Source organism: Actinomadura sp. NPDC000600 (genome assembly GCF_040492135.1).
Taxonomy (GTDB): domain Bacteria; phylum Actinomycetota; class Actinomycetes; order Streptosporangiales; family Streptosporangiaceae; genus Spirillospora.
Window position 1 is genome coordinate 62,963 of sequence record NZ_JBEUPD010000029.1, and the last position, 23,938, is coordinate 86,900.

Genomic DNA, 23,938 nt, shown 5'->3' on the forward strand with positions numbered 1-23,938 from the left:
GTGTGGTGTGGTGGCCGGTCACCCGGTGGTATCTCGCGACGCACGGGGGTCACCCGTTGTCTGATTGTGCCACACGGGGTGGTGCCCCTCCCGTGGCCGGGGTGGGTGGTGACCGTCACGTGACCGTGCCCACACCGTGTCCGGTCCGTCGCGTTGCGTGGGGCATACCCCGGTGAACGCATATTGATCTGGGGCTGCCTCGTTGCGTGATTGTTTCGCACCCTTTATCCAGATCAGGGACGTTGTACGCCAAACTGTGCACCTGACCTTCGGATCTACGCGGATCCGACGAAACCACCTGGAGGGGGACCAGTGATCACCGGTTCTCTGCGCCGCCGCGCCGTCGCGGCGAGCGCGCTCGTACTGACGGGCGCGCTCGCGCTGTCCGCATGCGGCGACAGCAACGACTCGGGCGACTCGGGCTCCGCGGCCTCGAACACGAGCGTGGACAGCAAGCTCGCGGCGATGGTCCCGGCCGCCATCAAGAGCGACGGGAAGATCTCGATCGGCACCGACGCCTCGTACCCGCCCAACGAGTCCGTCGACCCGGCGTCGCAGAAGATCGTCGGCTGGGACGTCGACCTCTTCAACGCCGTCGCGGCCAAGCTCGGCCTGAAGACCGAGTACAGCAACGCGGGCTTCGACACGATCATCCCGGGCGTCCAGTCCGGCAAGTACGAGGTCGGCGTCTCGTCCTTCACCGACACCAAGGAGCGGGAGGGGGCCGTCGACTTCGTCACCTACTACTCGGCCGGGACCACCTGGGCCGTGCTGAAGGGCAACCCGAAGGGCGTCAACCCCGACGACGCCTGCGGCAAGTCCATCGGCGTCCAGCAGGGCACCGTTCAGGTCGACGACCTCAAGGCGCGCAGCAAGAAGTGCACCGACGCGGGCAAGCCGGCCATCAAGCCCGTCGTGCGCAAGCAGCAGACCGAGGTCAACAACGACCTGGTGGCGGGCAAGGTCGACGGCATGGCCGCCGACTCGCCCATCGTCGGCGACGCGGTGAAGAAGACCGGCGGCAAGCTGCAGATCATCGGCCAGACCTACGACACCGCCCCCTACGGCTATGCGATCGGCAAGAACTCCGGCCAGTTCAAGGAGGCCATCCAGGCCGCGCTGAAGGCGCTGATCGCGGACGGCACCTACAAGAAGATCCTCACCGATGCCGGTGTGGAGACCGGCGCGATCACCGACCCGAAGATCAACGGGGCGCAGAGCTGATCGCATGACGGTCGACAACGACGTCGAGAAGGGACGGCCTGAGGCGATCAAGGCCGTCCCGGTCCGGCATCCGGGCCGCTGGCTCGGGGCGGCGGTCGTCCTCGTGCTGGTCGCCATGTTCATCCACTTCCTGCTGACCAGCAAGGCGCTGGACTGGGCGGAGCAGTGGAAGTACCTGTTCTCGGATCCGGTGCTCAAGGGCGTCCGGAACACCGTCTGGCTCACCCTGGCCGCCATGGTCGGCGGCGTCGTGCTCGGCATCGTGCTCGCGCTGATGCGGCTGTCGGCCAACCCCCTGCTCAGCGGCGCGGCCTGGGTGTACCTGTGGTTCTTCCGCGGCACGCCGCTCTACACGCAGCTGCTCATCTGGGGTGCGATCGGCTCGCTGTTCCCGACGGTCGGGATCGGCATCCCGTTCGGACCCGAGTTCGAAACGTGGAAGACGCAGGAGCTGGTCAACGCCGCGATCGCGGCGTCGCTGGGGCTGATCCTCAACGAGGCCGCCTACATGGCCGAGATCGTCCGGGCCGGCATCCTGTCGGTGGACGAGGGCCAGCAGGAGGCCGCGAGCGCGCTCGGCATGTCCCGGATGCAGACGATGCGGCGGATCGTGCTGCCGCAGTCGATGCGCGTCATCGTCCCGCCGACGGGCAACGAGGCGATCTCGATGCTGAAGAACACCTCGCTCGTCGTGGCCATCCCGTACTCGGAGCTGACCTTCACGGCGCAGACCATCTACGCCAGCACCTACAAGATCATTCCAATGCTGGTGATGGCCTGCCTGTGGTACCTGCTCATCTCCTCGCTCATGATGATCGGGCAGCACTACCTGGAGCGGCACTACAGCAGGGGCACCAGCAAGGGGGCGGACGCCAGGCAGCGGTTCCGCTTCCGCGGCGGAGGAGGCGGCCAGTGAGCGGAGGCGAGGACATCGTGGGCGACGCCCCCGGCGTCCCGGAGCCGGCGGTCGAGAGCGGCGGGCTGATGGTCAAGGCCGAGGCGGTGCACAAGTCGTTCGGCCGCCTGGAGGTGCTCAAGGGCATCAACCTGGAGGTCAAGCCCGGCGAGGTGATGTGCGTCGTCGGGCCGTCCGGGTCCGGCAAGTCGACGTTCCTGCGCTGCATCAACCACCTGGAGAAGATCAACGCGGGACGGCTGTGGGTGAACGGCCACCTCGTCGGCTACCGGGAGAAGGGCGGCAAGCTCTACGAGCTGCGCGACCGGGAGGTCGCCGCCCAGCGCCGCGAGATCGGCATGGTGTTCCAGCGGTTCAACCTCTTCCCCCACATGACGGCGCTGGAGAACGTCATGGAGGCGCCCTGCCGGGTGAAGAGGCAGCCGAAGGCGCAGGTCCGGGAACGGGCCGTCGCCCTGCTGACCCGGGTCGGGCTCGGCGACAAGGTGAGCAGCTACCCGGCGCAGCTGTCCGGCGGGCAGCAGCAGCGGGTCGCGATCGCGCGGGCCCTCGCCATGGAGCCCGCGCTGATGCTGTTCGACGAGCCGACCTCCGCCCTGGACCCCGAGCTCGTCGGCGAGGTCCTGGAGGTCATGAAGCAGCTCGCCCTCGACGGCATGACCATGGTCGTGGTCACCCACGAGATGGGCTTCGCCCGCGAGGTCGGCGACTCCCTGGTCTTCATGGACGGCGGCGTCGTGGTCGAGGAGGGCACCCCCCGGGAGGTCCTGACCAACCCGAAACACCCCCGAACCCAGGACTTCCTCTCCAAGGTCCTGTGACGTCCGAGCACGCGGCCCGTCCCCGACAAGCGGGGGCGGGCCGTTTGCGCGGGCGGCCGGCGGTTAGTGTCGGTTCATGTTCGCTGTCACGGCCACACAGATCGACGCAGACAATCCGCTGAACGGGCTCACGCTGGGGGAGCGGCCCGATCCCGAGGCACCGGACGGGTGGACGACCGTCACGGTGAAGGCCGCCGCGCTCAACCACCACGACCTGTGGTCGCTGAAGGGCGTCGGGCTGTCCGCCGACCGGCTCCCCATGATCCTCGGCTGCGACGCGGCCGGGGTGGACGAGGACGGCAACGAGGTCATCGTCCACTCGGTGATCGGCGACCCGGCCCGGGGCGGCGGCGACGAGACCCTCGACCCGAAGCGGTCGCTGCTGTCGGAGACCCACCCGGGGACGCTCGCGGAGAAGGTCGCGGTGCCGCGCCGCAACCTCGTCCCCAAGCCCGCGGAGCTGTCGTTCGAGGAGGCGGCCTGCCTGCCGACCGCGTGGCTCACCGCGTACCGCATGCTGTTCGACAAGGCCGGGCTCCAGCCCGGCGCGTCCGTGCTGGTGCAGGGCGCGGGCGGCGGCGTCGCGACCGCGGCGATCGCGCTGGCGGCCGCCGCCGGCTACCGCGTCTACGCCACCAGCCGCAGCGAGGCCAAGCGCAAGCGGGCCGAGGAGCTCGGGGCGGACGCCGCCTTCGAGACGGGCGCGCGGCTGCCCGAGCGCGTCGACGCCGTGATCGAGACGGTCGGGCAGGCGACCTGGTCGCACTCGCTGAAGTCGCTGCGGCCCGGCGGCCGGATCGTGGTGTCGGGCGCGACCAGCGGGCAGGTGCCGCCCGCCGAGCTGAACCGGGTGTTCTTCCTCCAGCTCCAGATCGTCGGCTCCACCATGGGCACCCGCGACCAGCTGGAGCGGCTCGCCCGCTTCCTGGTCAAGACCGGCGTGCGGCCGCACGTCGACCGGGCGCTGCCGCTGAGCCGGGCGAAGGAGGGCTTCGCCGCGATGGCGGAGGGCGACCTCTTCGGCAAGATCGTCTTCACGCCGTGAGGACGTGACGCCGTGACGCCGTAGGGCGGGCCGTGGCCGGGAGGCCGGTCACGGCCTCCGGTCGAAGATCTCGTTCCGCAGCCGCTCGCGGGTCTCGTCGAGGAGGGCCTGCGCGGCGGCGAGGTCGTCGTCGTCCAGCCGGGCCTTCTTCGCCGACTTGCGGACGTCCTCGACGAACCGGCGGAGCAGGCGCTCCAGCTTGAGGCGGGCGACGTCCTCGCGGGTACCGGTCGCCGTCTTCCAGGCGTCGTCCCAGTTCTGCCGCCACTCCTCCTTCCACGCCTGCTTCTGCTCCCGCCAGTACTCCTTCTGCCGGCGCCACTCGTCCTTCTGGCGCTCGGTGGTCTCCTTCCACGCGTCCTTGGACGTGGTCTTGCCCTGGTCGCGCATCGTCCGGGCGGCCTGGGTCAGCTCCTCGCGCAGCGTCCGGACGGTCTGCCGGACGTCCTCCTGCACGCCGCGGGCGAACTCCTGCGCGGAGGCGGCGATCTCCTCCTCCAGCTCGGCCAGCTCGTCCATCCGGCGCTCCAGCTCCTCGCGGCCCTTGTCGGTCAGCGAGTACACCTTCTTGCCCTTGACCACCTCGTGGGTGACCAGGCCCTCGGCCTCCAGCCGGGCCAGCCGCGGATAGATCGTGCCGGGGGAGGGGGAGTAGACCCCGAGGAACCGGTCCTGCAGGAGCCGGATCACCTCGTAGCCGTGCCGGGGGCTCTCCTCCAGCAGCTTGAGCAGGTACAGCCGCAGGCGACCGTGGCCGAAGACGGGGCTCACGTCGTCACTTCTCCATTCGGGGTGTGGTGATCTCCGGCGCGTCGTCGTCGCGGCCGAGGAGGGCGATCGCGCCGGACACCGTGTTGACCGAGATCCGGCCCGAGCCGTCCCCCGTCTTGCCGGTGACGGCGCGCGAGACGGTGCGCTCCTGCCGGTCGAGCGCGAAGGACGTCTCGATCCGCCCGGCGGCCGAGTTGAGCGCGACCTGCGCGCCGGTGGACGCGGGGACGCGCAGCGCCACCTCGCCCGAGACCGTGTTGACCTCGACGGCGCCGTCCCGGGCCAGGTCGACGTCGGCGGCGATGCGGCCGCTCACCGTGCGGGCCGCCAGCCGCTCGACGGACGCGCCGGCCAGGGTCAGGTCGCCGGACACGGACGTGAACGACATCGTCCCGTCGAGCCCCTGAGCCTCGATCGCGCCGGAGACCGTGTTGGCGTCGATCGCGCCCGCAACCCCGTCGAGCGTCACATCGCCGGAGGCGCTCTTGATGGACGTGCGTGCCGTCGTGCCGGTCACCACCGCGTCCGCCGACACCAGGTTGAGGTTGACGGGGCAGTCGCGCGGGACGGTCACGGTGATCGACGCGCGGACCTTCTGGTTGCGCAGCCAGCCGAGCACGCCCTCCCAGAGCTTCTCGTGGGTGACGGTCAGCATCCCCGCCTCGTGCGTGACCACCAGCGGCGGGCCCTCGACGCTCCCGACCATGATGGAGGGGCGCTCGTCGGAGGCGAGCACCGACACGCTGCCCGCGATCAGCGTCACCCGCAGCGCGACCACGCCGTCGAAGTCGAGGGTGGTCGGTTCGTCGATCGTCCAGCGCGACATCGCGATGTGCCCTTCGTCCGAGGCCTGCATCCAGTAAACACGATATGTCGCGTTCGCCGGAAGTCAAGACATATCGCGTTAGTCCTCCTCGTCGTCCAACCGCGCCAGCCAGGTGGCGAGGCGGTCGACGGGGGTCTCGAACTCGGGGTTCAGGTCGACGAACTCGCGCAGCCGGCCGGCCAGCCACTCCAGGCTGACCTCCTCCGCGCCGCGCCGGTCGACCAGTTCCTCGATGCCCCGGTCGGTGAAGTACATGCCGTCTCTCCCCATGGAAGCCCGAGGGCCCCGGCGCGGTGCACCGGAGCCCTCGGGTCGAATCCGTACCGCTACTTCTGCTCGCCGAACAGGCGCGCGAGCAGCGCGTCCTGCTCCGCCTGGTGCAGCTTCGCCGACCCCACCGCGGGGGACGAGGACGCCGGGCGCGACACCCGCGACATCTTCAGCCCCTCGATGTGGTGCGGCAGCTTCAGCGCCATGAACGGCCAGGCGCCCATGTTGGCGGGCTCGTCCTGCACGAAGACGATCTCGACGCCGGCCGGGTACTTGGCCAGCTCCGCCTTGATCTCGTCGACCGGCGGCGGGTAGAGCCGCTCGACCCGCACGACCGCGGTGTCGTTCGCGCCGGCCGCCTGGCGGGCCTTCACCACGTCGTAGTAGATCTTGCCGGTGGTGAGCAGCACCCGCCGCACGCCCGCCGGGTCGATCGCCGGGTCGCTCTCGGGGATGACCGGCTGGAACGCGCCGGCGGTGATCTGCTCGACCGGGGACGTGGCCGCCTTCAGCCGCAGCAGCGACTTCGGCGTGAACACGACCAGCGGCTTGTGCCGGTTCGACAGGACCTGCCAGCGCAGCAGGTGGAAGTAGTTCGCCGGCGTCGTCGGGTAGACGACCGTCATGTTGTCCTGCGCGCACAGCTGCAGGTACCGCTCGATCCGCGCGGACGAGTGGTCGGGCCCCTGGCCCTCGTAGCCGTGCGGCAGCAGCAGCACGACGCCCGAATGCTGGCCCCACTTCTGCTCGCCGGAGGAGATGTACTCGTCGACGATCGACTGGGCGCCGTTGGCGAAGTCGCCGAACTGGGCCTCCCAGCAGACGAGCGCGTCGGGGCGGGTCATCGAGTAGCCGTACTCGAAGCCCATCGCCGCGTACTCGCTGAGCAGCGAGTCGTGCACGTAGAACTTCGACACGCCCTGCCCGAACTGCTTGAGCGGCGTGTACTCCTCGCCCGTCCTGCGGTCGACGAGCACCGCGTGCCGCTGGCCGAACGTGCCGCGCCGGGTGTCCTGCCCGACGAGCCGCACCGGGTGGCCGTCGATCAGCAGCGAGCCCATCGCCAGCAGCTCGCCGGTCGCCCAGTCGATCGCGTCGTCCTCGATCATCTGGGCGCGGCGCTGCAGGATCGGCTGGAGCCGCGGGTGCGGGGTGAAGCCCTCCGGCAGGCTGACCTGCGACTCGATGATCCGCTTCACGGTCTCCTGCGGGATCGCCGAGCCGGCCTTGCCGTGGTCGATCGGGATGCGCTCCTCGACGTCCGGCTTCACGACCGAGCCGGGTTCGAGGGGCTTCTTCACGGCCTCGCGGGTCTCGGTGAAGGCCCGCTCCAGCTGCTCCTGGTAGTCGCGGAGGGCCTGCTCGGCCTCCTCCACCGTGATGTCGCCGCGGCCGATCAGCGCCTCGGTGTAGAGCTTGCGCACGGACCGCTTGGCGTCGATCAGGTCGTACATGAGCGGCTGCGTGAACGAGGGGTTCTCGCCCTCGTTGTGGCCGCGCCGCCGGTAGCAGACCATGTCGATGACGACGTCCTTCTTGAACGTCTGCCGGTACTCGAACGCGAGCCGCGCCACCCGCGCGCACATCTCGGGGTCGTCGCCGTTGACGTGGAAGATCGGCGCCTGGATCATCCGCGCGACGTCGGTGGCGTAGACGCTGGAGCGCGAGTACTCCGGCGCCGTGGTGAAGCCCACCTGGTTGTTGATGATCACGTGCACGGAGCCGCCGGTGCGGTAGCCGCGCAGCTGCGACAGGTTCAGCGTCTCGGCCACCACGCCCTGCCCGGCGAACGCCGCGTCGCCGTGGATCAGGATCGGCAGGACGGTGAAGCCGGCCTCGCCGACGTCCAGGAGGTCCTGCTTGGCGCGGACGACGCCCTCCAGCACCGGGTCGACCGTCTCCAGATGGGAGGGGTTGGCGACCAGCTCGGTGTGGATCTTGGAGCCGTCGCTCGCGACGAAGTCGCCGGACGCCCCGAGGTGGTACTTCACGTCGCCCGAGCCCTGCGCGCTGCGCGGGTCGAGATTGCCCTCGAACTCGCCGAAGATCTGCCCGTAGGACTTGCCGACGATGTTGGCGAGGACGTTCAGCCGGCCGCGGTGCGCCATGCCGATCACGACCTCGTCCAGGCTGGCCTTCGCCGCCGCCGAGATCACCGAGTCGAGCAGCGGGATGACCGACTCGCCGCCCTCCAGGGAGAACCGCTTCTGCCCGACGAACTTCGTCTGCAGGAACGTCTCGAAGGCCTCGGCGCTGTTCAGCCGCCGCAGCACGTGCAGCTGCTCCTCGCGCGAGGGCTTCTCGTGCGGGACCTCCACGCGCTCCTGGATCCAGGCGCGCTCCTCCGGGTCCTGGATGTGCATGTACTCGATGCCGACCGTCCGGCAGTACGCCATCCGCAGCACGCCGAGGATCTCGCGCAGCCTCATCGTCGGCTTGCCGCCGAACCCGCCGGTCGCGAACTCGCGCTCCAGGTCCCACAGGGTGAGGCCGTGCTTGAGGATGTCGAGGTCGGGGTGGCGGCGCTGCTTGTACTCCAGCGGGTCGGTGTCGGCCATCAGGTGGCCGCGGACCCTGTAGGCGTGGATCAGCTCGTGCACGCGGGCGACCTTGGCGACGTCGTCCTCGTGGGTGGCGGAGATGTCCTTGACCCAGCGCACCGGCTCGTACGGGATGCGCAGCGCCTCGAAGATCTCGTCGTAGAAGCCGTCCTCGCCGAGCAGCAGCTGGTGGATGCGGCGCAGGAAGTCGCCGGACTGCGCGCCCTGGATGATCCGGTGGTCGTAGGTGGAGGTCAGCGTCATCACCTTGCTGATCCCCATGCGGGCCAGGGTGTCGCTGGACGCGCCCGCGAACTCGGCCGGGTACTCCATGGCGCCGACGCCGATGATCGTGCCCTGGCCGGGCATCAGCCGCGGCACCGAGTGGACGGTGCCGATCGTGCCCGGGTTCGTCAGGCTGATCGTGGTGCCCTGGAAGTCCTCGAGGGTGAGCTTGCCGCCGCGGGCCTTGCGGACGATCTCCTCGTAGGAGGCCCAGAACTGGCGGAAGTCCAGCGTCTCGGCGGCCTTGATGCTCGGCACGACCAGCTGCCGCGAACCGTCGTCCTTCTGCAGGTCGATGGCCAGCCCGAAGTTGACGTGTTCGGGCCTGATCAGCACCGGCTTGCCGTCCACCTCGGTGAACGCGGCGTTCATCTCGGGCATCGCGGTCAGCGCCCTGACGATCGCGTACCCGATGAGGTGCGTGAAGGAGACCTTGCCGCCGCGCCCGCGCTTGAGGTGGTTGTTGATGACGATGCGGTTGTCGATCAGCAGCTTGGCCGGGACGGCGCGCACGCTCGTCGCCGTCGGCACCGCGAGGCTGGCCTCCATGTTGGTGGCCGTCCGGGCGGCGACGCCGCGCAGCCGGACCTCCTCGGCGCCCGCCGGCACCGGCGGGGGGGCCGGCTTCTCGGCCTTGGGGGCCGGCGCCTTGGCGGCCTGCTTGGCCGGGGCCTTCGGCGGCGCGGCCGGCGGCTGCGGTGTCGGCGGAGCGGCCGCGGTGCCGTTCGCGGCCCTCGGGGCCGCGCCGTCGGCGGGGGCCTGGGGGGTGGCGGACGCGGGCCGGCTGTCCGGCTGGTAGTCCGCGAAGAAGTTCCACCAGGCTTCGTCAACGGAGTTCGGGTCGTCGAGGTACTTCTGGTACAGCTCGTCGACCAGCCACTCGTTGGCGCCGAAATCGGTCATCTTCGGGTCGGCACTTGTTTGCGACGACTCTGTCGACACGGCGGAGATCGCCCTCTTCCGCAGCTCGCAGGTAAGTTCTGAGACGCAACAAGGCTACTCGCACTTGCCCCCGAACCATGCCAGCGTGTCGCAAGCCCGCCCCCGCCGTCCCCCCGCGTTGGCCGAACCCGCCGAAGGCAGGGCCGTGCCTTCGGCAAGATCTACCAGGCGATCTCTTGAGGGTCAGTGAGTGTGCGGGGCGACCGTCGGGCCCTCGGAAGCCTGGATGAGGACGAAGCCCTGGCCCTGGTAGGCGAGCTGCATCGCCTCGCCGCTGCCGCGGCCGATGAGGGCGCCGGCCTTGAAGGTGCGGTTCACACCGACCTGGAGGCTGGTGCTCCACGCGACGGCGGACTGGCCGTCGGCGAACGTGGGGGCGCGGCCGCAGTCGAGCATCACGGGCGTCCCGTGCGTGGTCAGCGCCACCCAGCCGGTGCCCTGGAGGGTGGTGTTGAACAGGCCGCCCGCGGCGATGCCGGCGCCCTGGACGCGCTGGATGTCGGACTGCAGGTGCGAGTCGTAGGCGAGGATGTTCTTGCCGTTGACGGTGATCCCCTCGTTCTCCAGGTAGAACAGGTGGATGTCGTCGGCGTCGTTGGCGACGAACAGCAGTCCCTGGCCCTTGACGCGCATGAGGGGGACGCCCTCGCCGGTCAGGGCCTTCTTCATGAACTTGCCGATGCCGCCCGCGCCCTCGTAGTCGAACTCCATCTGGCCCTGGAAGGCGACCATGGACCCCTGCCGGGCGAGGACGTCGCCGTTCAGGTGGATCCGGAGCATCTTGGAGTTCTGGAGGGCGAAGTGGCCGGGGAGTTGCTGGCCCTGCTCGAGGTTGCCGAAGAACTGGCTGCGCATGGTCGGGTCGTGCCTCTCGTGCGGATTACTGGAGGTGCGCCAGCATAACGAGGCAGAGGCCGTCAACGTCCCCGGTCGTGCGGGGACGTCCAGTCCACGAGCGGGCCCTTGGCGACGACGCCGGACGGGTTGATGTTGCGCTGCGTCACGTAGTAGTGCCGCTTGATGTGGTCGAAGTTAGTGGTCTCGCCGAACGCCGGGATCGAGTACAGGTCGCGGGCGTAGCCCCAGAGGTTGCCGTAGTCGGCCAGGCGCCGCAGGTTGCACTTGAAGTGGCCGTGGTAGACGGCGTCGAAGCGGGCGAGCGTCGGGTAGAGCCGGACGTCGGCCTCGGTGATCTCGTCTCCGAAGAGGTAGCGGCGGGTGCCCAGGCGCTCCTCCAGCCGGTCCAGGGTGTCGAAGAGGGCGTCGAAGGCCTCCTCGTAGGCGCCCTGCGAGGTGGCGAAGCCGGCCTTGTAAACGCCGTTGTTCACGGTGTGGTAGACGAGGTCGTTCAGCTCGTCGATCTCGGGGCGCAGCGCCTCGGGGTACAGGTCGGGCGCGCCGGGGCGGTGGTGGGCGGTGAACTCGGTCTCGAACATCGTGGTGATGTTCGGGAAGTCGTTGGTGACGAGGCGCTCGGTCTCGGTGTCCCAGATGCAGGGCACGGTGTAGCGGCCCTGGAACGCGGGGTCCGTGGACAGGTACAGCTCCGAAAGGAAGACGGCGCCGGTCACGGGGTCGCGGTCGGGGAACCGCCAGCCCTTCTCGTCCCGGATGGGGTCGACGACCCCGACGCCGATGACGTCCTCCAGGCCCAGCAGCCGCCGCACGATGAGCGTCCGGTGGGCCCACGGGCAGGCGTAGGAGACGAAGAGCCGGTACCTGCCGGGCTCGGAGGGCAGACCGCTCGACCCGTCCGCGGTGATCCGCTCGGTGAACCGGTTCGCCTGCCGGACGAAACGGCCTCCCTCGACCTCCTGCACGCTCATGCCCGTCTCCCTCTCAAGTAGGTGAGGACGACCCGGAGACCGACCCCTGCGGGCGATCCGGGTCCGGGAACCCCGCGGCTACCATAACCGTCGGTATCCAGTGTGAAACGGCCGCGAGGCCGGCCCGGCGGATCGACGAGGTGGCGGGGGTCCATGCTCGAGCAATTCAACGCCCTGGTGGACGGCCTGCCGCCCGCGATGATCTACCTGATCATCGCGGCGCTGGTGTTCGCCGAGGCAGCGCTGTTCGTCGGGTTCGTGTTCCCCGGCGAGACGGCGATCGTGGTCGGCGGCGTCCTCGCCAGCCAGCACGTCCTCTCGCTGCCGCTGCTGCTGGTCATCGCGGTCTTCGCCGCCGTGACGGGCGACTCGGTCGGCTACGAGATCGGCCGCAAGTACGGGCCGCGGCTGCTGGACGTCAAGATGATGCGAAGACACCGCGCGAAGGTCGCGGCCGCGCAGGACCTGATCCGCCGGCGCGGCGCGTTCGCGGTGTTCATCGGACGGTTCACGGCGCTGCTGCGGGCGCTCATGCCGGCCCTCGCGGGCAGTTCGCGGCTGCCGTATCCGAAGTTCCTGCTCTTCAACGTCATCGGCGGCGTCGTCTGGGTCGTGACGTTCACGCTCGGCGGCTTCTTCGCGGGCACGGCGTTCGAGCACGCGGCCAAGCTCGCGGGGCGGGGCCTGGCGATCGGGCTGGCGGCCGCGGCCGTCGTCGCGCTGGTGGTCTGGAGCGTCCGCAAGCACCGCCGGGAGGCGCGCGAGGAGGCCGAGGCGCAGGCCGCCGAGGAGGCCGCCGAGGACGAGGAAGAGGAAGCGGACGAGTCGGCGTCGACGCTGCCGTCCTGACCGGCCGTCCCGATGCCGGGAGCGCTCAGAGGTGCATCCGGCCGGTGATCATCGGCAGGTCGAGGTAGGTGCGGATGCCGGGGTCGGCGGCGCACACGGCCGGGACCGAGTTCAGCGCGTGCGCGGACGCCGCGGAGACCGCGTCGGAGACCCACTCCTCGCCGGCCGACAGCGTGAGCGAGGGCCGGCCGTCCACGCGCAGCGAGTACCCGGGCCGGCCCCACTCGTCGGGCATCCGCGCGGCGTCGGCCTTGTGCACGACCTCGACGGTGATGACGGGGCGGCCGGCGGCGATGCCGCTGAACGTCCAGCGGGCGGCGGCGACCGTGCCGCGCGGGATCGGCCCGGCGGCGGTGGAGAGGTCGGCGCCGGCCAGCCGGTGGTCGACGTCAACGTCGATCTCGTCCAGCTCGACGCCGAGCCCGGCGGCGATCAGGTGCAGGCTCTCGGAGAACAGCATGCGCATCGCGGCGCGGGTGGGCCGCAGCGCGCGCAGGTACGCCTCCTCGTCCTTGCCGAACCCGAGCACGCGGTGGACCATCCGCCAGGAGGGGTGCCGGGCGAAGTCGGTGCACTCGCGGGCGTAGACGTGGGTGATCCGGCGGGACAGCCGCGACAGCACCAGCGGCATCACGTCGGCCATGAAGCCGTGGCTGACGCCGCTGCCGTGCACCGACACCCCGCCGCGCTTGCAGGCCTGCTCCAGCTCGTTCACGAAGAACGGGCCGTGCGCCTGCGGGTAGACCAGCCCGCTGAGGGAGATCAGGTTCTTGCCGGACGCCAGCAGCGCGCAGATCGTCTCCAGTTCGGCGAACCGGTCGCGCGCGGGGCTCGGGGCGTAGACGACGCAGTCGGCCTCCAGGTCGAGGATCTCGCCGAGGTCGCCGGTCGCGGTGACGCCGACCGGGTCGCGGCCCGCCAGCGTCCCGGCGTCGGCGCCCACCTTGGCCGGGGTGTGCACCCACACGCCGGCGAGCTCCATGTCGTCGCGGTCGAGGACCCCCCGGATCGCGCTGCGGCCGAGCGCGCCCGTCGCCCACTGGACCACGCGGTGGCGGCGGCCGGACGGGGACGCGTCGGCGAGGCTCATCGAGACGGGACCTCCGTTGCTCCTGGCGGCGTCGACGAGTGAGGAGACTACGCGGCAGGCACGGGAGAATTGCGGCGATCTCCGCAACTTCCTCTCTCGTCCCACCCTACGCGGGACTGATCCGGCGCACGGCCGGGAAGGAACCCCGGGGGTCGCGGCCGAGCGCGATTCGGTTCAGTGGTACCACTGGTAACCCCCCGATGATTACCTGGGGGCGTAGTCGGTGCGATGTGAGGAGACACGAGATGTCGGAACTGCGCTACGACGGCCGCGTGGCGGTCGTGACCGGGGCTGGCCACGGCCTCGGCCGCCAGCACGCGCTGGAGCTCGCCGCGCGCGGCGCCAAGGTCGTCGTCAACGACCTCGGCGGTGACCGGACCGGTACCGGCGCCTCCGCCGGCCCCGCCCAGGAGGTCGTGGACGAGATCAAGAAGAACGGCGGCGAGGCCGTCGCGAACCCCGACAACGTCGCCACCCCCGAGGGCGCCCAGGCGATCGTCAAGACCGCGCTGGACGCGTTCGGCAAGGTCGACATCGTGGTCAACAACGCGGGCATCCTGCGCGACAAGTCGTTCAAGAACATGTCGGTCGAGGAGTTCGACGCGGTCATCGCCGTCCACCTGCGCGGCTCGTTCCTGGTCTCCAGCGCCGCCTGGCCGCACCTGCGCGAGCAGGGCTACGGCCGGATCGTGAACACCTCGTCGCCCGCGGGCCTGTTCGGCAACTTCGGCCAGGCCAACTACTCCACGGCCAAGATGGGCCTCGTCGGGTTCACCAAGACCCTCGCCCAGGAGGGCGCGAAGTACAACATCAAGGCCAACGCGATCGCCCCGGTGGCCTGGACCCGCATGACCGAGGACCTGCTGCCCGCCGACTTCGCCGACAAGCTCGGCGTCGAGCAGGTGACGCCGCTCGTCGCCTACCTCGTCCACGACTCGGTCGAGGACTCCGGCCAGGTCTACACGGTCGGCGGCGGCCGGATCGCGAAGATCTTCGTGGCGGAGGGCCCCGGCTACGGGCAGAATGCGACGCTGTCGGTCGAGGACGTCCGGGACAACTGGGCGGCCATCAGCGCCAACGAGCCGCTGACCGTGTTCGGGAACGTGGGCGAGCAGATGGGCCCGCTGATCCAGCAGCTCACGTCCTGAGCCGTTGGCCGGGATCGAGCTCGACCGGCGGGACGGGGTGCTCACGATCACCCTGTCCCGCCCGGAGCGCCTGAACGCGGTCGACGGCGCGCTGACCGAGGAGATGCTGGACGTCCTCCACGGGCTGGCGCGCGACCCCTCCACCCGCGTGGTCGTGCTCACCGGCGCGGGCCGCGGGTTCTGCTCGGGGATGGACATCCAGGGCGGCGACCCGGGCGAGCCGGCCGGGGAGGGGCGCGTCCAGCGGCTCTACCGGGGCATCGCCCGCGGCGGCGAGGTCACCGCGCGGCTGCGGGAGATCCCGCAGCCGGTGATCGCGGCGCTGCACGGCCCCGTCGCGGGCATGGGCGTGTCCTGGGCGCTGGCCTGCGACCTGCGGGTCGCCGACCCGACGACCCGCTTCGTCGTCCCGTTCGTCGACCTCGGGCTGTCGGCCGGCGACTGCGGCCTGTCCTGGCTGCTGCCGCGCCTCGTGGGCCCGGCGAAGGCCGCCGAGATCACCTACCGGGCGCAGCGCCTGGACGCGGCCCGCGCCGACGCCCTCGGCCTCATCACCGAGATCGCCCCCGAGGGCGGGGACCTGGCGGCCGCCCAGGCCCTCGCCGACGAGCTGCTCACCAGGTCCCCCTACGGCCTGAGCCGCACGAAGGAACTGCTCAACGCGTCCCTGGACGTCCCGGGCCTGCGCCGGCAGCTCATGGCGGAGACGGCCGTCCAGACCCTCGCCTTCTTCAGCGAGGACCTCGCCGAAGGCATGACGGCCACCCTGGAGAAACGCCGCCCCGAGTTCAAGAACCGCTGAGAATCCCCGCGTCGACTTGCGGCGTGTTGCCCTTACCGCCGCCGCCATAAGGGCAACATGCCGCAGGTCGACGCACCCGGTGGCGACGGCGCTAGTCGGCCAGTGCGGTCGAGAGTGCTTCGACGTAGCGGAGTGCGGCCAGGCGGGCCAGGGCCGGGTGCGCGCCGAGGGGCGCGGAGTGGGCGGAGCCCACGGAGGCGGCGGCGGCCGGGACCAGCGCGGCCTCCGGCTCGGGCCCGATCAGGTGCGGGGCGACGGCGATGGACGCGGCGCCGGCCGCGCGCAGCTGCTCGTAGGCGGCCTTCACCGACGCCTCGTCGTTCAGCGAGGCGGTGAAGACGGGGGCCGCGAGCCGGGAGGCGAGGAGCACGCCGGTGACCTCGGCCTGCCGGACGGCGGCCGCGTCGCCCGGGGTGGCGACGATCACACCGGACGCGGCCGTCACCATCGTCATGAGCCTGATGCGGTCGGCGCGGGCGAGCCCCGCGTCGGCGAGCCGGTCGTGCAGCGCCTCGGCGATGAGCGGGTGCGGGCCGAGCGGCTCGGCGGCGACGGTGCGCACGGGCGCGGCCGCCACGGCGGCGCGCACGGCGGCGTCCAGCGCCGGGTCGGGACCGGTGGACAGCGGTACGACCACGGCCGCGAGCTCGTCGTCCCGCTGCCGGAGTCCGGCGAGCACGGCGTGCAGGCTCGCCTCGTCGCCCTCCAGGTGCCCGACATGGGCCGGCTGCCCGGTGTGCTCGATCTCGACGAGCCGGGCGAGCTCGGCGCCGATGTCGGTGCCGGCCCGCCTGGCGGGTCCGGGGACGGCGAGGACGAGCGTGGGGGATCCGGGGGGCAGCAGGAAGGACTCGTCGCCGCGGTGCCGGCCGCCGCGGGGTGTGCGGCGCCGTCGCGACGGCAATGCCTCGGATGCCTGGCTTTCGGGACTCACGGCGGGCATCGTAACGCCCTCCGGCCCGGGAGCCGTCCTCCCGGCCCGGCCGTCGTCGTTGCCTGTAGGAATCGTGGGTCTCCTTCCCGGACCGGCCGCGGTGCGGGCGGTGGATGAAGAAGCAGAGTATGGCGCAATCTTGCGGAGCAACAGGGGGAAATGAAGCAAATTGTCCGGATTTGCCGCTATCCTCTTCCCGCGAGGCTCGCCAAGATCGTCTTGCCTCCGCGCATTGCCGCAGGTAGCAATGAATGGCAGCAAATGCGGCCGAATGCCGTCAAGGGGTTGCGGGGGCGTCGCGGGCGGCCTTTATGATCCAGGGACCCTCCGTGCCGGAACGTTCGAGGTCACATGAAATCCCCCCGTAGGCGGTCGATCCGCTCGAAGGTCACCGCGCTGCTGCTCGTGCCGCTGCTCTCACTCGTCGCGCTCTGGGGATACGCCGCGATCGTCACCGGCCGCGACGCGCTCGCCCAGCGCCGGTACCACACGCTCGACCGCAAGTTCGCGCCGAGCGGCCAGGGCGTCCTGGTCGAGCTGGGCAAGGAGCGCCTGGCCTCGGCCGTGTTCCTCAGCACCCCGCGCTCCGCCGCGGGCGCCACCCCCGCCGCCCTGGTGTCGCAGCGCTCGCGCGTCGACGCGGCCGTCGAGCACTTCCGCCGCGAGGCCACCTCCGCCGCCGCGCGCAGCGCCACCAACGCCCAGATGGAGTCCCGCGTCGACGACGTCCTGCGGGCGCTCGGCGGGCTCGGCGGGCTGCGCGCCGCGGTCGACGCCCGGTCCGTCGACCGGTTGGCCGCGGTCAACGGCTACGGCACGATGGTCGACGACATGCACCGGCTCTACGACAGCCTCGTGGTCATCGACGACTCCGGGCTCTACAACTGGACGCTCTCCACCCGGCACGCCGGTCGCGCCATGGAGCTGCTCCAGCGCGAGAACGCGCTGGTCGCGGGCGCCTTCATCACCCGGGGCCGGATGACCGCCGCCGAGCACCGGCTGTTCGTGGAAATGGTCGGCGAGCAGCGCTGGCAATGGTCCAAGCAGCGCTCGATGCTCGACCCCGCGGTCTACCGGACCGGCACCGCGCAGGTCTTCGCGTCCCCGCAGTACCAGGCGTTCAAGGCGATGGAGGACCGGATCGCCGACGCCGACCCGCGCAGGCCGCTGCCCGTCCAGGCCGCCGAGTGGCAGCGGACCGCGCAGCCGCTCGTGCTGTCGGTCAACGCGATGGTGCTCGGCAACTCCAAGCGCGCCGGGGAGCACGCCGACGACCTCGGCCGCGAGGCCTACCTCAGGCTCGCCGCCGTCGGCGGCCTCGGCCTGCTGGCGATCCTGCTCTCGGTGCTGCTGTCGCTGCGGTTCGCGCGCGGGTTCGTCCGCGAGCTGGTCGGGCTGCGCGGGTCCGCCGAGGAGCTCGCCGAGCAGCGGCTGCCCGGCATCGTCCGGCGGCTCAGCCGCAACGAGAGCGTCGACGTCGCCGCGGAGGCCCCGCCGCTGAGCGCCGGGCGCACCGCCGAGGTCGCCCGGCTCGCCGAGGCCTTCGCCAAGGTGCAGCGGACCGCCGTCGACGCCGCCGTGGGCCAGGCCGAGCTGCGCGCCGGCGTCAGCCGCATCTTCCTCAACATCGCCCGCCGCAACCAGTCGCTCCTGCACCGCCAGCTGACGCTGCTGGACGGCCTGGAGAGCCGCGCCGAGGCCGACGACCTGGAAGACCTGTTCCGCATCGACCACCTCACCACCCGCATGCGGCGGCACGCCGAGAGCCTCATCATCCTGTCCGGCGCCACGCCGGGGCGCGGGTGGCGGCGGCCGGTGCGCTTCGCCGACGTGCTGCGCGCGGCCGTCTCGGAGATCGAGGACTACACACGCGCGACCGTGCTGACCGACGCCGAGGACGGCCTGGTCGGCGCGGCCGTCACCGACGTCGTGCACCTGCTGGCCGAGCTGATCGAGAACGCGGCGTCGTTCTCCCCGCCCAACACCGAGGTGCGGGTGATGGCCGAGCGGGTCGGCACCGGGTTCGCGGTCGAGATCGAGGACCGCGGCCTCGGCGTGAAGCCCGAACTGCTCGCCGAGGCCAACCGGCGGCTGGCCGAGCCGCCCGAGTACGACCTGGTCGACACCGACCAGCTCGGGCTGTTCGTCGTCGCGCGGCTGGCCGCCCGCCACGACGTCTCCGTGACCCTGCAGCGCTCCCCGTACGGCGGCGTCACCGCGATCGTCCTGTTCCCGCACGAGCTCGTGGTGCCGGCCGAGCAGATGGCCGCCGGGATGCTGCCGCCCGGGGAGGGGCCCGACGAGGACGCCGCGGCCGAGACCGCCGGCGGCGGTGCGCAGGGGTGGGCGCCGGCGCTCCTGCCCGCGCCCGTCCCCGACGCGGTCGTCCCGCTGCACGACTCCGCGGCCTCCGGGGAGTTCACCGCGCTCCCCGTGGAGGAGCCGCACCTGCGCCGCCGGCGGAACGCTCCAGGGCAGGCGGAGGGCGCCGGCGGCCCGCTGGAGCCGCCGCCCGCGCTGCCCGAGCTCACCGCGCCCCCCGGACCCGCCGCGCACCCGGCGCCCGCCGCGCCCACCACGCCCACCACGCCCACCACACCGTGGGGCGTCCCGGACCGGCCGGCGCCCACCCCGCCGCCGCGTCCCGCCCCGAACCCCTGGTCGGACGACGCGGTGCCGCCGCCGGACGAGCGGCCCGCCGACCCCGGAGCTCCGGTGGCCGGCGAGGACGCCGCCTACCCCGCGGACGGCGCCGCGGACGAGGCCGCCGAGGACTGGGAGCCCGCGGGCACCTACGCCGGGCTGCCCCGCCGCGTCCGGCAGAAGAACCTGGCCCCGCAACTGCGCAAGAGGCCCCCGTCGCCGCCAGGGGCCGGCGAAGTCACGACCGGGGCCGTCGCACGCTCGCCCGAGGAGGCACGCTCGCTGATGGCATCGATACAGCAGGGATGGCGGCGCGGACGCGCGTCCGACATGGGGGATGAGGGGACCCGATGATGCACAACACCGTGACCGGTGAGCTGAACTGGCTGCTCAACGACTTCGCCCAGCGGGTCACGACGGTGCGGCAGGCGGTGATCCTTTCGCGCGACGGGCTGGCCGTGGCCGCCTCCAACGAGCTCGCCCGGGAGGACGCCGAGCACCTGTCGGCGCTGGCGTCCGGCGTGCAGAGCCTCGCGCGCGGCGCCGGCCGGCACTTCGCGGGCGGCAACGTCCGGCAGACCATCATCGAGATGGACGCGCTGCTGCTGTTCGTGACGGCCGCGGGCGACGGCACGTGCCTCGCGGTGCTGGCCGAGGCGGACGCCGACGCCGGACTCGTCGCCTACGAGATGGCGGTGCTGGTCAAGCGGGTCGGCCAGCACCTGCAGGCGAGCCCGAGATTCGGGGCGGAGCAGGGCGGCCAGGGCTTCGGAGGCGCCGGGGGGTCCGCGCCGCGGGGCTTCTGACCGATGACCCCGCCGGGAGAGCGCTGGCTGGACCGCGAGGCCGGTCCGCTCGTGCGCCCCTACGCGCTGACCCGCGGACGGACCCGTCCCGAGGGCGCGGGCTTCGCGCTGATCGCGGTGGTCGCGGCCACCGGCGTCCCGCCGGGCGACCGGCTGCGCTACAGCCCCGACCACGCGCGGGTGCTGCGCGGCTGCGCGCGGCCGGTCGCGGTCGTCGACCTCGCGGCCGACCTCGGCCTGCCCCTCGGCGTCGTGCGAGTGCTGCTCGGCGACCTGCGGGACGAGGGCCTGGTCGCGGTGGTCGACGAGGCGCACCCGGCCGCGGGCCGCCGGCCCCCGTCCGGCGTGCTGAGGGAGGTGCTCAATGGACTCCGCGCGCTTTGAGGGCGCGGCCGCCGGGCCGGGCTCGGCGGCCGGGCGGCTCGTCACCACCAAGATCCTCATCGCGGGCGGTTTCGGCGCGGGCAAGACCACCATGGTCGGCTCGGTCAGCGAGATCCGCCCGCTGCACACCGAGGAGCCGCTGACCGACCGCGGCGTCGGGGTGGACGACGTGTCCGGCGTCGCCGCGAAGTCGACCACGACCGTCGCCATGGACTTCGGCCGCATCACGCTGTCGGACCAGCTGCTGCTCTACCTGTTCGGCACGCCCGGCCAGGAGCGGTTCTGGTTCATGTGGGACGAGCTGGCGACCGGCGCGATCGGCGCCGTCGTGCTCGCCGACACGCGCCGGCTGACCGGCTGCTTCCCGGCGATCGACTACTTCGAGCGCCGCGGCCTGCCGTTCGTGGTGGCCGTGAACTGCTTCGACGGCGAGCGCACGCACCGGCCGCGCGACATCGCCATCGCGCTCGACCTGGACCCCGGCGTCCCGGTGGTGCTGTGCGACGCGCGCCGCCGAGAGTCGTCCAAGGAGGTGCTCATCGCGCTGATGGAGCACGTCCTGACCTGGCCCGACGAGCGGGAGGAGGCGCCCGGCGGCCCGATGGCCGATCATCGAGAACCCGCGACGTAGTAGGCTCCCGCACACCCCCGTACTCCACGCATCGGGAGGTTTCCCCCGCATGTTCCGCCCCCCAATGCCGATCGCGACACACGTGAGCAGGGTCCGCCAGCCGTGATGGGCCCCCGCTTCTCCTCCATCCGGGCGAGGATCAGCCTGCTGGTGCTGGTGCCTCTGCTGGCGCTCGCCTCGCTGTGGGCGTTCCTCACCGGCTTCACCTACGGCGACGCGCACCAGCTGCTGCAGAGCCGCCAGTTCCAGGAGAAGACCGTGCTGCCCACGCAGCGCCTCATCGACGCGCTGCAGAAGGAGCGGCGGCTGTCGATGGCCGAGCTCGGCGGCGCCCGGGCCGAGCCCGGCGTGATGCGGACGCAGCGGCAGAGCACCGACGAGGCGGGCGAGGAGGTCCGGGCGGGCGCCCGCGACCAGGGGCTGCGGGGCTCGATCCAGCCCCAGGTCGTCGACCGGCTGGACACGCTCGTGGACCGGATCGGCACGCTGCGCTCCGTCCGCCACGGCGTGGACCAGCGCGTCGCCGACCGCGCGCAGGTGCTGCGGGAGTACAGCGACATCATCGACGCGGGCTTCGCCATCTACAACGCGACCACGCCGGGCGACGGGTCCATCACCGCGCACGCCCGCACGCTCACCTCGTTCGGCCGCGCCCGCGAGTTCATGTCGCGCGAGGACGCCCTGCTGACCGGCGCCCTGGCGGCCGGGCGCATCACCGCCGCCGAGCGCGGCCAGTTCGCGCAGCTCGTCGGCGCCCAGCGGCTGCTGTACGCCGACAACGCGCCCAACCTGCACCACGACTACGAACGCTACGAGCGGCTCGCCGCGTCGGCGCCGTTCGTCCAGCTGCGGACGCTGGAGGACCGGGTCATCCGCGGTGCCGAGCCGCCCCGCGCCGCCGTGCGCAAGACCCGTGAGGCGAGCGCTCGGCCCGCCGAGGGCGCCCGCACCGGGCAGCCCGCCGCCCGCGCCCCGCACACGCCGGTCATCGAGCCCGCCATCTGGCGGTCCCTCGCCGACACCGTCAACGGGCAGCTGTTCCAGCTGGAGAACCGGGTCCTCGACGACGTCACCGCCCACGCGCAGCACATCGCGATCGGCGCCTTCACGCGGCTGGCCCTCGCCGGCGGCGCCGGCCTGCTCGCGATCGTGCTGACCGCGCTGATCGCGATCCGGGTGTCCCGGCGGCTGCTGCAGGAGTGCCGCACCCTCGCCTCCGGCGTCATGGACTTCACGCGCAAGCGGCTGCCGCTGCTGGCCGAGCAGGTCCGCGCCGGCAGCCCCGTCGAACCCGAGCCCGACCCCGAGGTCGACTACCGCATCACCGAGATCCGGCAGATCGCCGAGTCCTTCGACCGCGCCCGCGAGGCCGTGCTCGTCGCCGCCGAGGGCGAGGTCGCGGCCCGGCGCGGCATCAGCGAGGTGTTCGTCAACCTCGCCCGCCGCAACCAGGCGCTGCTGCACCGGCAGCTCAGCCTGCTCGACACCATGGAGCGCCGCACCGAGGACCCGTCGGAGCTGTCGGACCTGTTCCGCCTCGACCACCTCGCGACGCGCATGCGCCGGCACGCCGAGGGCCTGGTCATCCTGGCCGGCAAGACCGCCGGGCGCGGCTGGCGCCGTCCCGTCCCGCTGGTGGACGTGGTGCGCGGCGCCGTCGCCGAGGTCGAGGACTACCCGCGCGTCCGGGTGCAGCCGCTGCCGCGCGTCGCGCTGCTCGGCTCCGCCGTCGCCGACGTCATCCACCTGCTCGCCGAGGTGGTGGAGAACGCCACCACGTTCTCGCCGCCGCAGTCGCCGGTGCGGGTCAGCGGCCACGCGGTCGCCAGCGGGTTCGCGATCGAGGTCGAGGACCGCGGGCTCGGGATGACCGAGGAGGCGCTGCGCAGGGCCAACGAGCGGCTCGCGCACCCGCCCGAGTTCGACCCGTCCGACAGCGCGCAGCTCGGGCTGTTCGTCGTCGCCCGGCTGGCCGAGCGGCACGACATCACCGTCACCCTGCGCCCGTCCCCGTACGGGGGGACGACGGCGATCGCGCTGATCCCGAGCTCGCTCATCGTGGAGAGCTCGGAGCCGGAGCCGTCCGCGGTGCGCCGTTCCACCGGGCCGATGCAGGCGCTGCCGAACCCGGCCGCCGCGCTCCCCGCCGCCGCCCGCCCCGCGTCCGAGCCCGGACGCGGCGAGTCCGGCGGGTTCGTCCGGCTGGTCGCCGAGGCCGAGCCCCTTCCGCCCGCGCCGCTCCCGCCCGCGCCGCCCCGTCCCGTCGAAGAGCCCGAGCCCGCGGCCCCTCCGCGAGCCGAGACGCCGCCCGCGCCTGCGCAGGCCGAGGCGCCGCCGGAGCCCGCCCAGCCCCTGCGCGAGGGCGAGCTGCCCAAGCGCAGGCGGCAGACGCACCTGGCGCCCCAGCTCAAGGAGCGGGTGGACGCGCACCTCGCCGCGCAGGGGCAGGCCCCGCCGCCCGCTCCGGAGCCGGCCGCGCCCCCGGCGCCTCCGGACCCGGCGCCGGCCGGGATGCCGCTCGCCGCGCCCGTCCCCATGGACGTCCCCGCGGACGGGACCGGGCGCGACCCGGCCGGGACCGTTCCCACGGGAGAGGAACCGGACGACGGCGCAGCCCGCTCGCCCGAGACGATGCGATCGATGATGTCCGCGATGCAGCGCGGCTGGCAGCGCGGCCGGCAGGACGCGGCCGACGCGGAGGCCGCGGGCGACGAACGTGACCAGGAGGACGACGCCACATGACACAGCCCCAGCACTCCGGCGCGGAGGTCCCGGGCGGAGCCGGAGGTGAGCTCAACTGGCTGCTGGACAGTCTCGTCCAGCGGGTCGCCCCGGTGCAGAACGCGGTGGTGCTGTCCAGCGACGGCCTCCGGATCGCCGCCTCCAGCGGGCTGGCGCGCGAGGAGTCCGACCACCTGGCCGCCGTGGCCGCCAGCTTCCAGAGCCTGGCGCGCGGGGCCGGGGAGTCGTTCGGCGGCGGGCCCGTCCGGCAGACGATCGTGGAGATGGAGTCGTCGTTCCTGTTCGTCACCGCCGCCGGCAGGGGCGCCTGCCTCGCCGTCCTCGCCGACGCCGAGGCCGACCTCGGGATCATCGCCTACGAGATGGCGATGCTGGTCACCCGGGTCGGCCAGCACCTGTCGGCGAACCCGCGGGTCGCCGCGGCCGACTCCGGCGGCGCGTGA

General features: G+C 72.3%; 21 protein-coding genes. 13 read left to right on the forward strand and 8 right to left on the reverse strand.

The window, feature by feature from the left end:
• Positions 1-312 precede the first annotated feature (312 nt).
• The 4 genes from ABWI07_RS32455 (at position 313) to ABWI07_RS32470 (ending at position 4,006) form a co-directional block, all read left to right on the forward strand.
• On the forward strand, positions 313-1,224 hold the full coding sequence (locus ABWI07_RS32455) for an ABC transporter substrate-binding protein (RefSeq protein ID WP_149264179.1): 912 nt from the start codon (positions 313-315) through the stop codon (positions 1,222-1,224).
• A 4-nt stretch (positions 1,225-1,228) separates the two neighbouring features.
• On the forward strand, positions 1,229-2,140 hold the full coding sequence (locus tag ABWI07_RS32460; protein WP_353820913.1) for an amino acid ABC transporter permease: 912 nt from the start codon (positions 1,229-1,231) through the stop codon (positions 2,138-2,140).
• A gap of 68 nt (positions 2,141-2,208) precedes the next feature.
• Positions 2,209-2,961, forward strand: coding sequence for an amino acid ABC transporter ATP-binding protein (locus ABWI07_RS32465; protein ID WP_149264224.1), 753 nt, complete (start codon positions 2,209-2,211; stop codon positions 2,959-2,961).
• A 76-nt stretch (positions 2,962-3,037) separates the two neighbouring features.
• Positions 3,038-4,006: a zinc-binding dehydrogenase gene (locus ABWI07_RS32470; RefSeq protein WP_149264177.1), complete on the forward strand. Its 969-nt coding sequence runs from the start codon at positions 3,038-3,040 to the stop codon at positions 4,004-4,006.
• A gap of 48 nt (positions 4,007-4,054) precedes the next feature.
• On the opposite strand, the gene ABWI07_RS32475 is transcribed toward ABWI07_RS32470, so the two are convergent.
• From ABWI07_RS32475 to ABWI07_RS32500, 6 genes are all read right to left on the reverse strand, one after another.
• Positions 4,055-4,777 (reverse strand): PadR family transcriptional regulator, encoded by a 723-nt coding sequence (locus ABWI07_RS32475; protein ID WP_149264176.1) that lies wholly within the window; start codon positions 4,775-4,777, stop codon positions 4,055-4,057.
• Between the two features lie 4 nt (positions 4,778-4,781).
• Positions 4,782-5,633 carry a DUF4097 family beta strand repeat-containing protein gene (locus tag ABWI07_RS32480; RefSeq protein WP_235037377.1) on the reverse strand — a complete coding sequence of 284 codons (852 nt, stop codon included), beginning with the start codon at positions 5,631-5,633 and terminating at the stop codon, positions 4,782-4,784.
• A gap of 48 nt (positions 5,634-5,681) precedes the next feature.
• Positions 5,682-5,858: a DUF6104 family protein gene (locus ABWI07_RS32485; RefSeq protein ID WP_168221026.1), complete on the reverse strand. Its 177-nt coding sequence runs from the start codon at positions 5,856-5,858 to the stop codon at positions 5,682-5,684.
• A 71-nt stretch (positions 5,859-5,929) separates the two neighbouring features.
• Entirely contained in the window at positions 5,930-9,640 is a 3,711-nt protein-coding gene (locus tag ABWI07_RS32490) for a multifunctional oxoglutarate decarboxylase/oxoglutarate dehydrogenase thiamine pyrophosphate-binding subunit/dihydrolipoyllysine-residue succinyltransferase subunit (protein ID WP_149264175.1), read from the reverse strand.
• Positions 9,641-9,823: 183 nt separating this feature from the next.
• Entirely contained in the window at positions 9,824-10,495 is a 672-nt protein-coding gene (locus tag ABWI07_RS32495) for an AIM24 family protein (protein WP_149264174.1), read from the reverse strand.
• Positions 10,496-10,557: 62 nt separating this feature from the next.
• Positions 10,558-11,466, reverse strand: a complete 909-nt coding sequence (locus tag ABWI07_RS32500) for a glutathione S-transferase family protein (protein ID WP_353820914.1) — start codon at positions 11,464-11,466, stop codon at positions 10,558-10,560.
• 153 nt (positions 11,467-11,619) lie between these two features.
• Between ABWI07_RS32500 and ABWI07_RS32505 the strand changes: the two genes are divergently transcribed.
• Positions 11,620-12,315 (forward strand): DedA family protein, encoded by a 696-nt coding sequence (locus ABWI07_RS32505; protein ID WP_149264172.1) that lies wholly within the window; start codon positions 11,620-11,622, stop codon positions 12,313-12,315.
• Positions 12,316-12,340: 25 nt separating this feature from the next.
• Here the strand turns inward: ABWI07_RS32505 and ABWI07_RS32510 are convergent, their stop codons facing one another.
• Positions 12,341-13,405, reverse strand: coding sequence for an NAD(P)H-dependent amine dehydrogenase family protein (locus tag ABWI07_RS32510; RefSeq protein ID WP_353820915.1), 1,065 nt, complete (start codon positions 13,403-13,405; stop codon positions 12,341-12,343).
• Positions 13,406-13,650: 245 nt separating this feature from the next.
• Here ABWI07_RS32510 and ABWI07_RS32515 point away from each other — a divergent pair, with 245 nt between their 5' ends.
• Entirely contained in the window at positions 13,651-14,553 is a 903-nt protein-coding gene (locus ABWI07_RS32515; protein WP_149264170.1) for an SDR family oxidoreductase, read from the forward strand.
• A 4-nt stretch (positions 14,554-14,557) separates the two neighbouring features.
• Positions 14,558-15,355 carry an enoyl-CoA hydratase/isomerase family protein gene (locus tag ABWI07_RS32520; RefSeq protein WP_149264169.1) on the forward strand — a complete coding sequence of 266 codons (798 nt, stop codon included), beginning with the start codon at positions 14,558-14,560 and terminating at the stop codon, positions 15,353-15,355.
• A gap of 91 nt (positions 15,356-15,446) precedes the next feature.
• Here ABWI07_RS32520 and ABWI07_RS32525 read toward each other — a convergent pair whose 3' ends face one another.
• The gene (locus ABWI07_RS32525; RefSeq protein ID WP_149264168.1) at positions 15,447-16,289 is read right to left on the reverse strand and encodes a sirohydrochlorin chelatase; all 843 of its coding nucleotides are present in this window, start codon (positions 16,287-16,289) and stop codon (positions 15,447-15,449) included.
• A gap of 351 nt (positions 16,290-16,640) precedes the next feature.
• Between ABWI07_RS32525 and ABWI07_RS32530 the strand changes: the two genes are divergently transcribed.
• The 6 genes from ABWI07_RS32530 (at position 16,641) to ABWI07_RS32555 (ending at position 23,938) form a co-directional block, all read left to right on the forward strand.
• Positions 16,641-19,286, forward strand: a complete 2,646-nt coding sequence (locus tag ABWI07_RS32530; protein ID WP_353820916.1) for a sensor histidine kinase — start codon at positions 16,641-16,643, stop codon at positions 19,284-19,286.
• A complete protein-coding gene (locus tag ABWI07_RS32535) occupies positions 19,283-19,738 on the forward strand; it encodes a roadblock/LC7 domain-containing protein (protein ID WP_500210325.1) in 456 nt (151 codons plus the stop codon). The genes ABWI07_RS32530 and ABWI07_RS32535 overlap by 4 nt, the downstream gene beginning before the upstream one ends.
• Positions 19,739-19,741: 3 nt before the next feature.
• Positions 19,742-20,122, forward strand: coding sequence for a DUF742 domain-containing protein (locus ABWI07_RS32540; RefSeq protein WP_149264166.1), 381 nt, complete (start codon positions 19,742-19,744; stop codon positions 20,120-20,122).
• Complete coding sequence (locus tag ABWI07_RS32545) at positions 20,103-20,753, forward strand: GTP-binding protein (protein WP_353820917.1); 651 nt, start codon at positions 20,103-20,105, stop codon at positions 20,751-20,753. Before ABWI07_RS32540 ends, ABWI07_RS32545 begins: the two co-directional genes overlap by 20 nt.
• A gap of 105 nt (positions 20,754-20,858) precedes the next feature.
• Positions 20,859-23,495: a sensor histidine kinase gene (locus tag ABWI07_RS32550; protein ID WP_353820928.1), complete on the forward strand. Its 2,637-nt coding sequence runs from the start codon at positions 20,859-20,861 to the stop codon at positions 23,493-23,495.
• Positions 23,492-23,938 (forward strand): roadblock/LC7 domain-containing protein, encoded by a 447-nt coding sequence (locus tag ABWI07_RS32555; RefSeq protein ID WP_200842376.1) that lies wholly within the window; start codon positions 23,492-23,494, stop codon positions 23,936-23,938. Before ABWI07_RS32550 ends, ABWI07_RS32555 begins: the two co-directional genes overlap by 4 nt.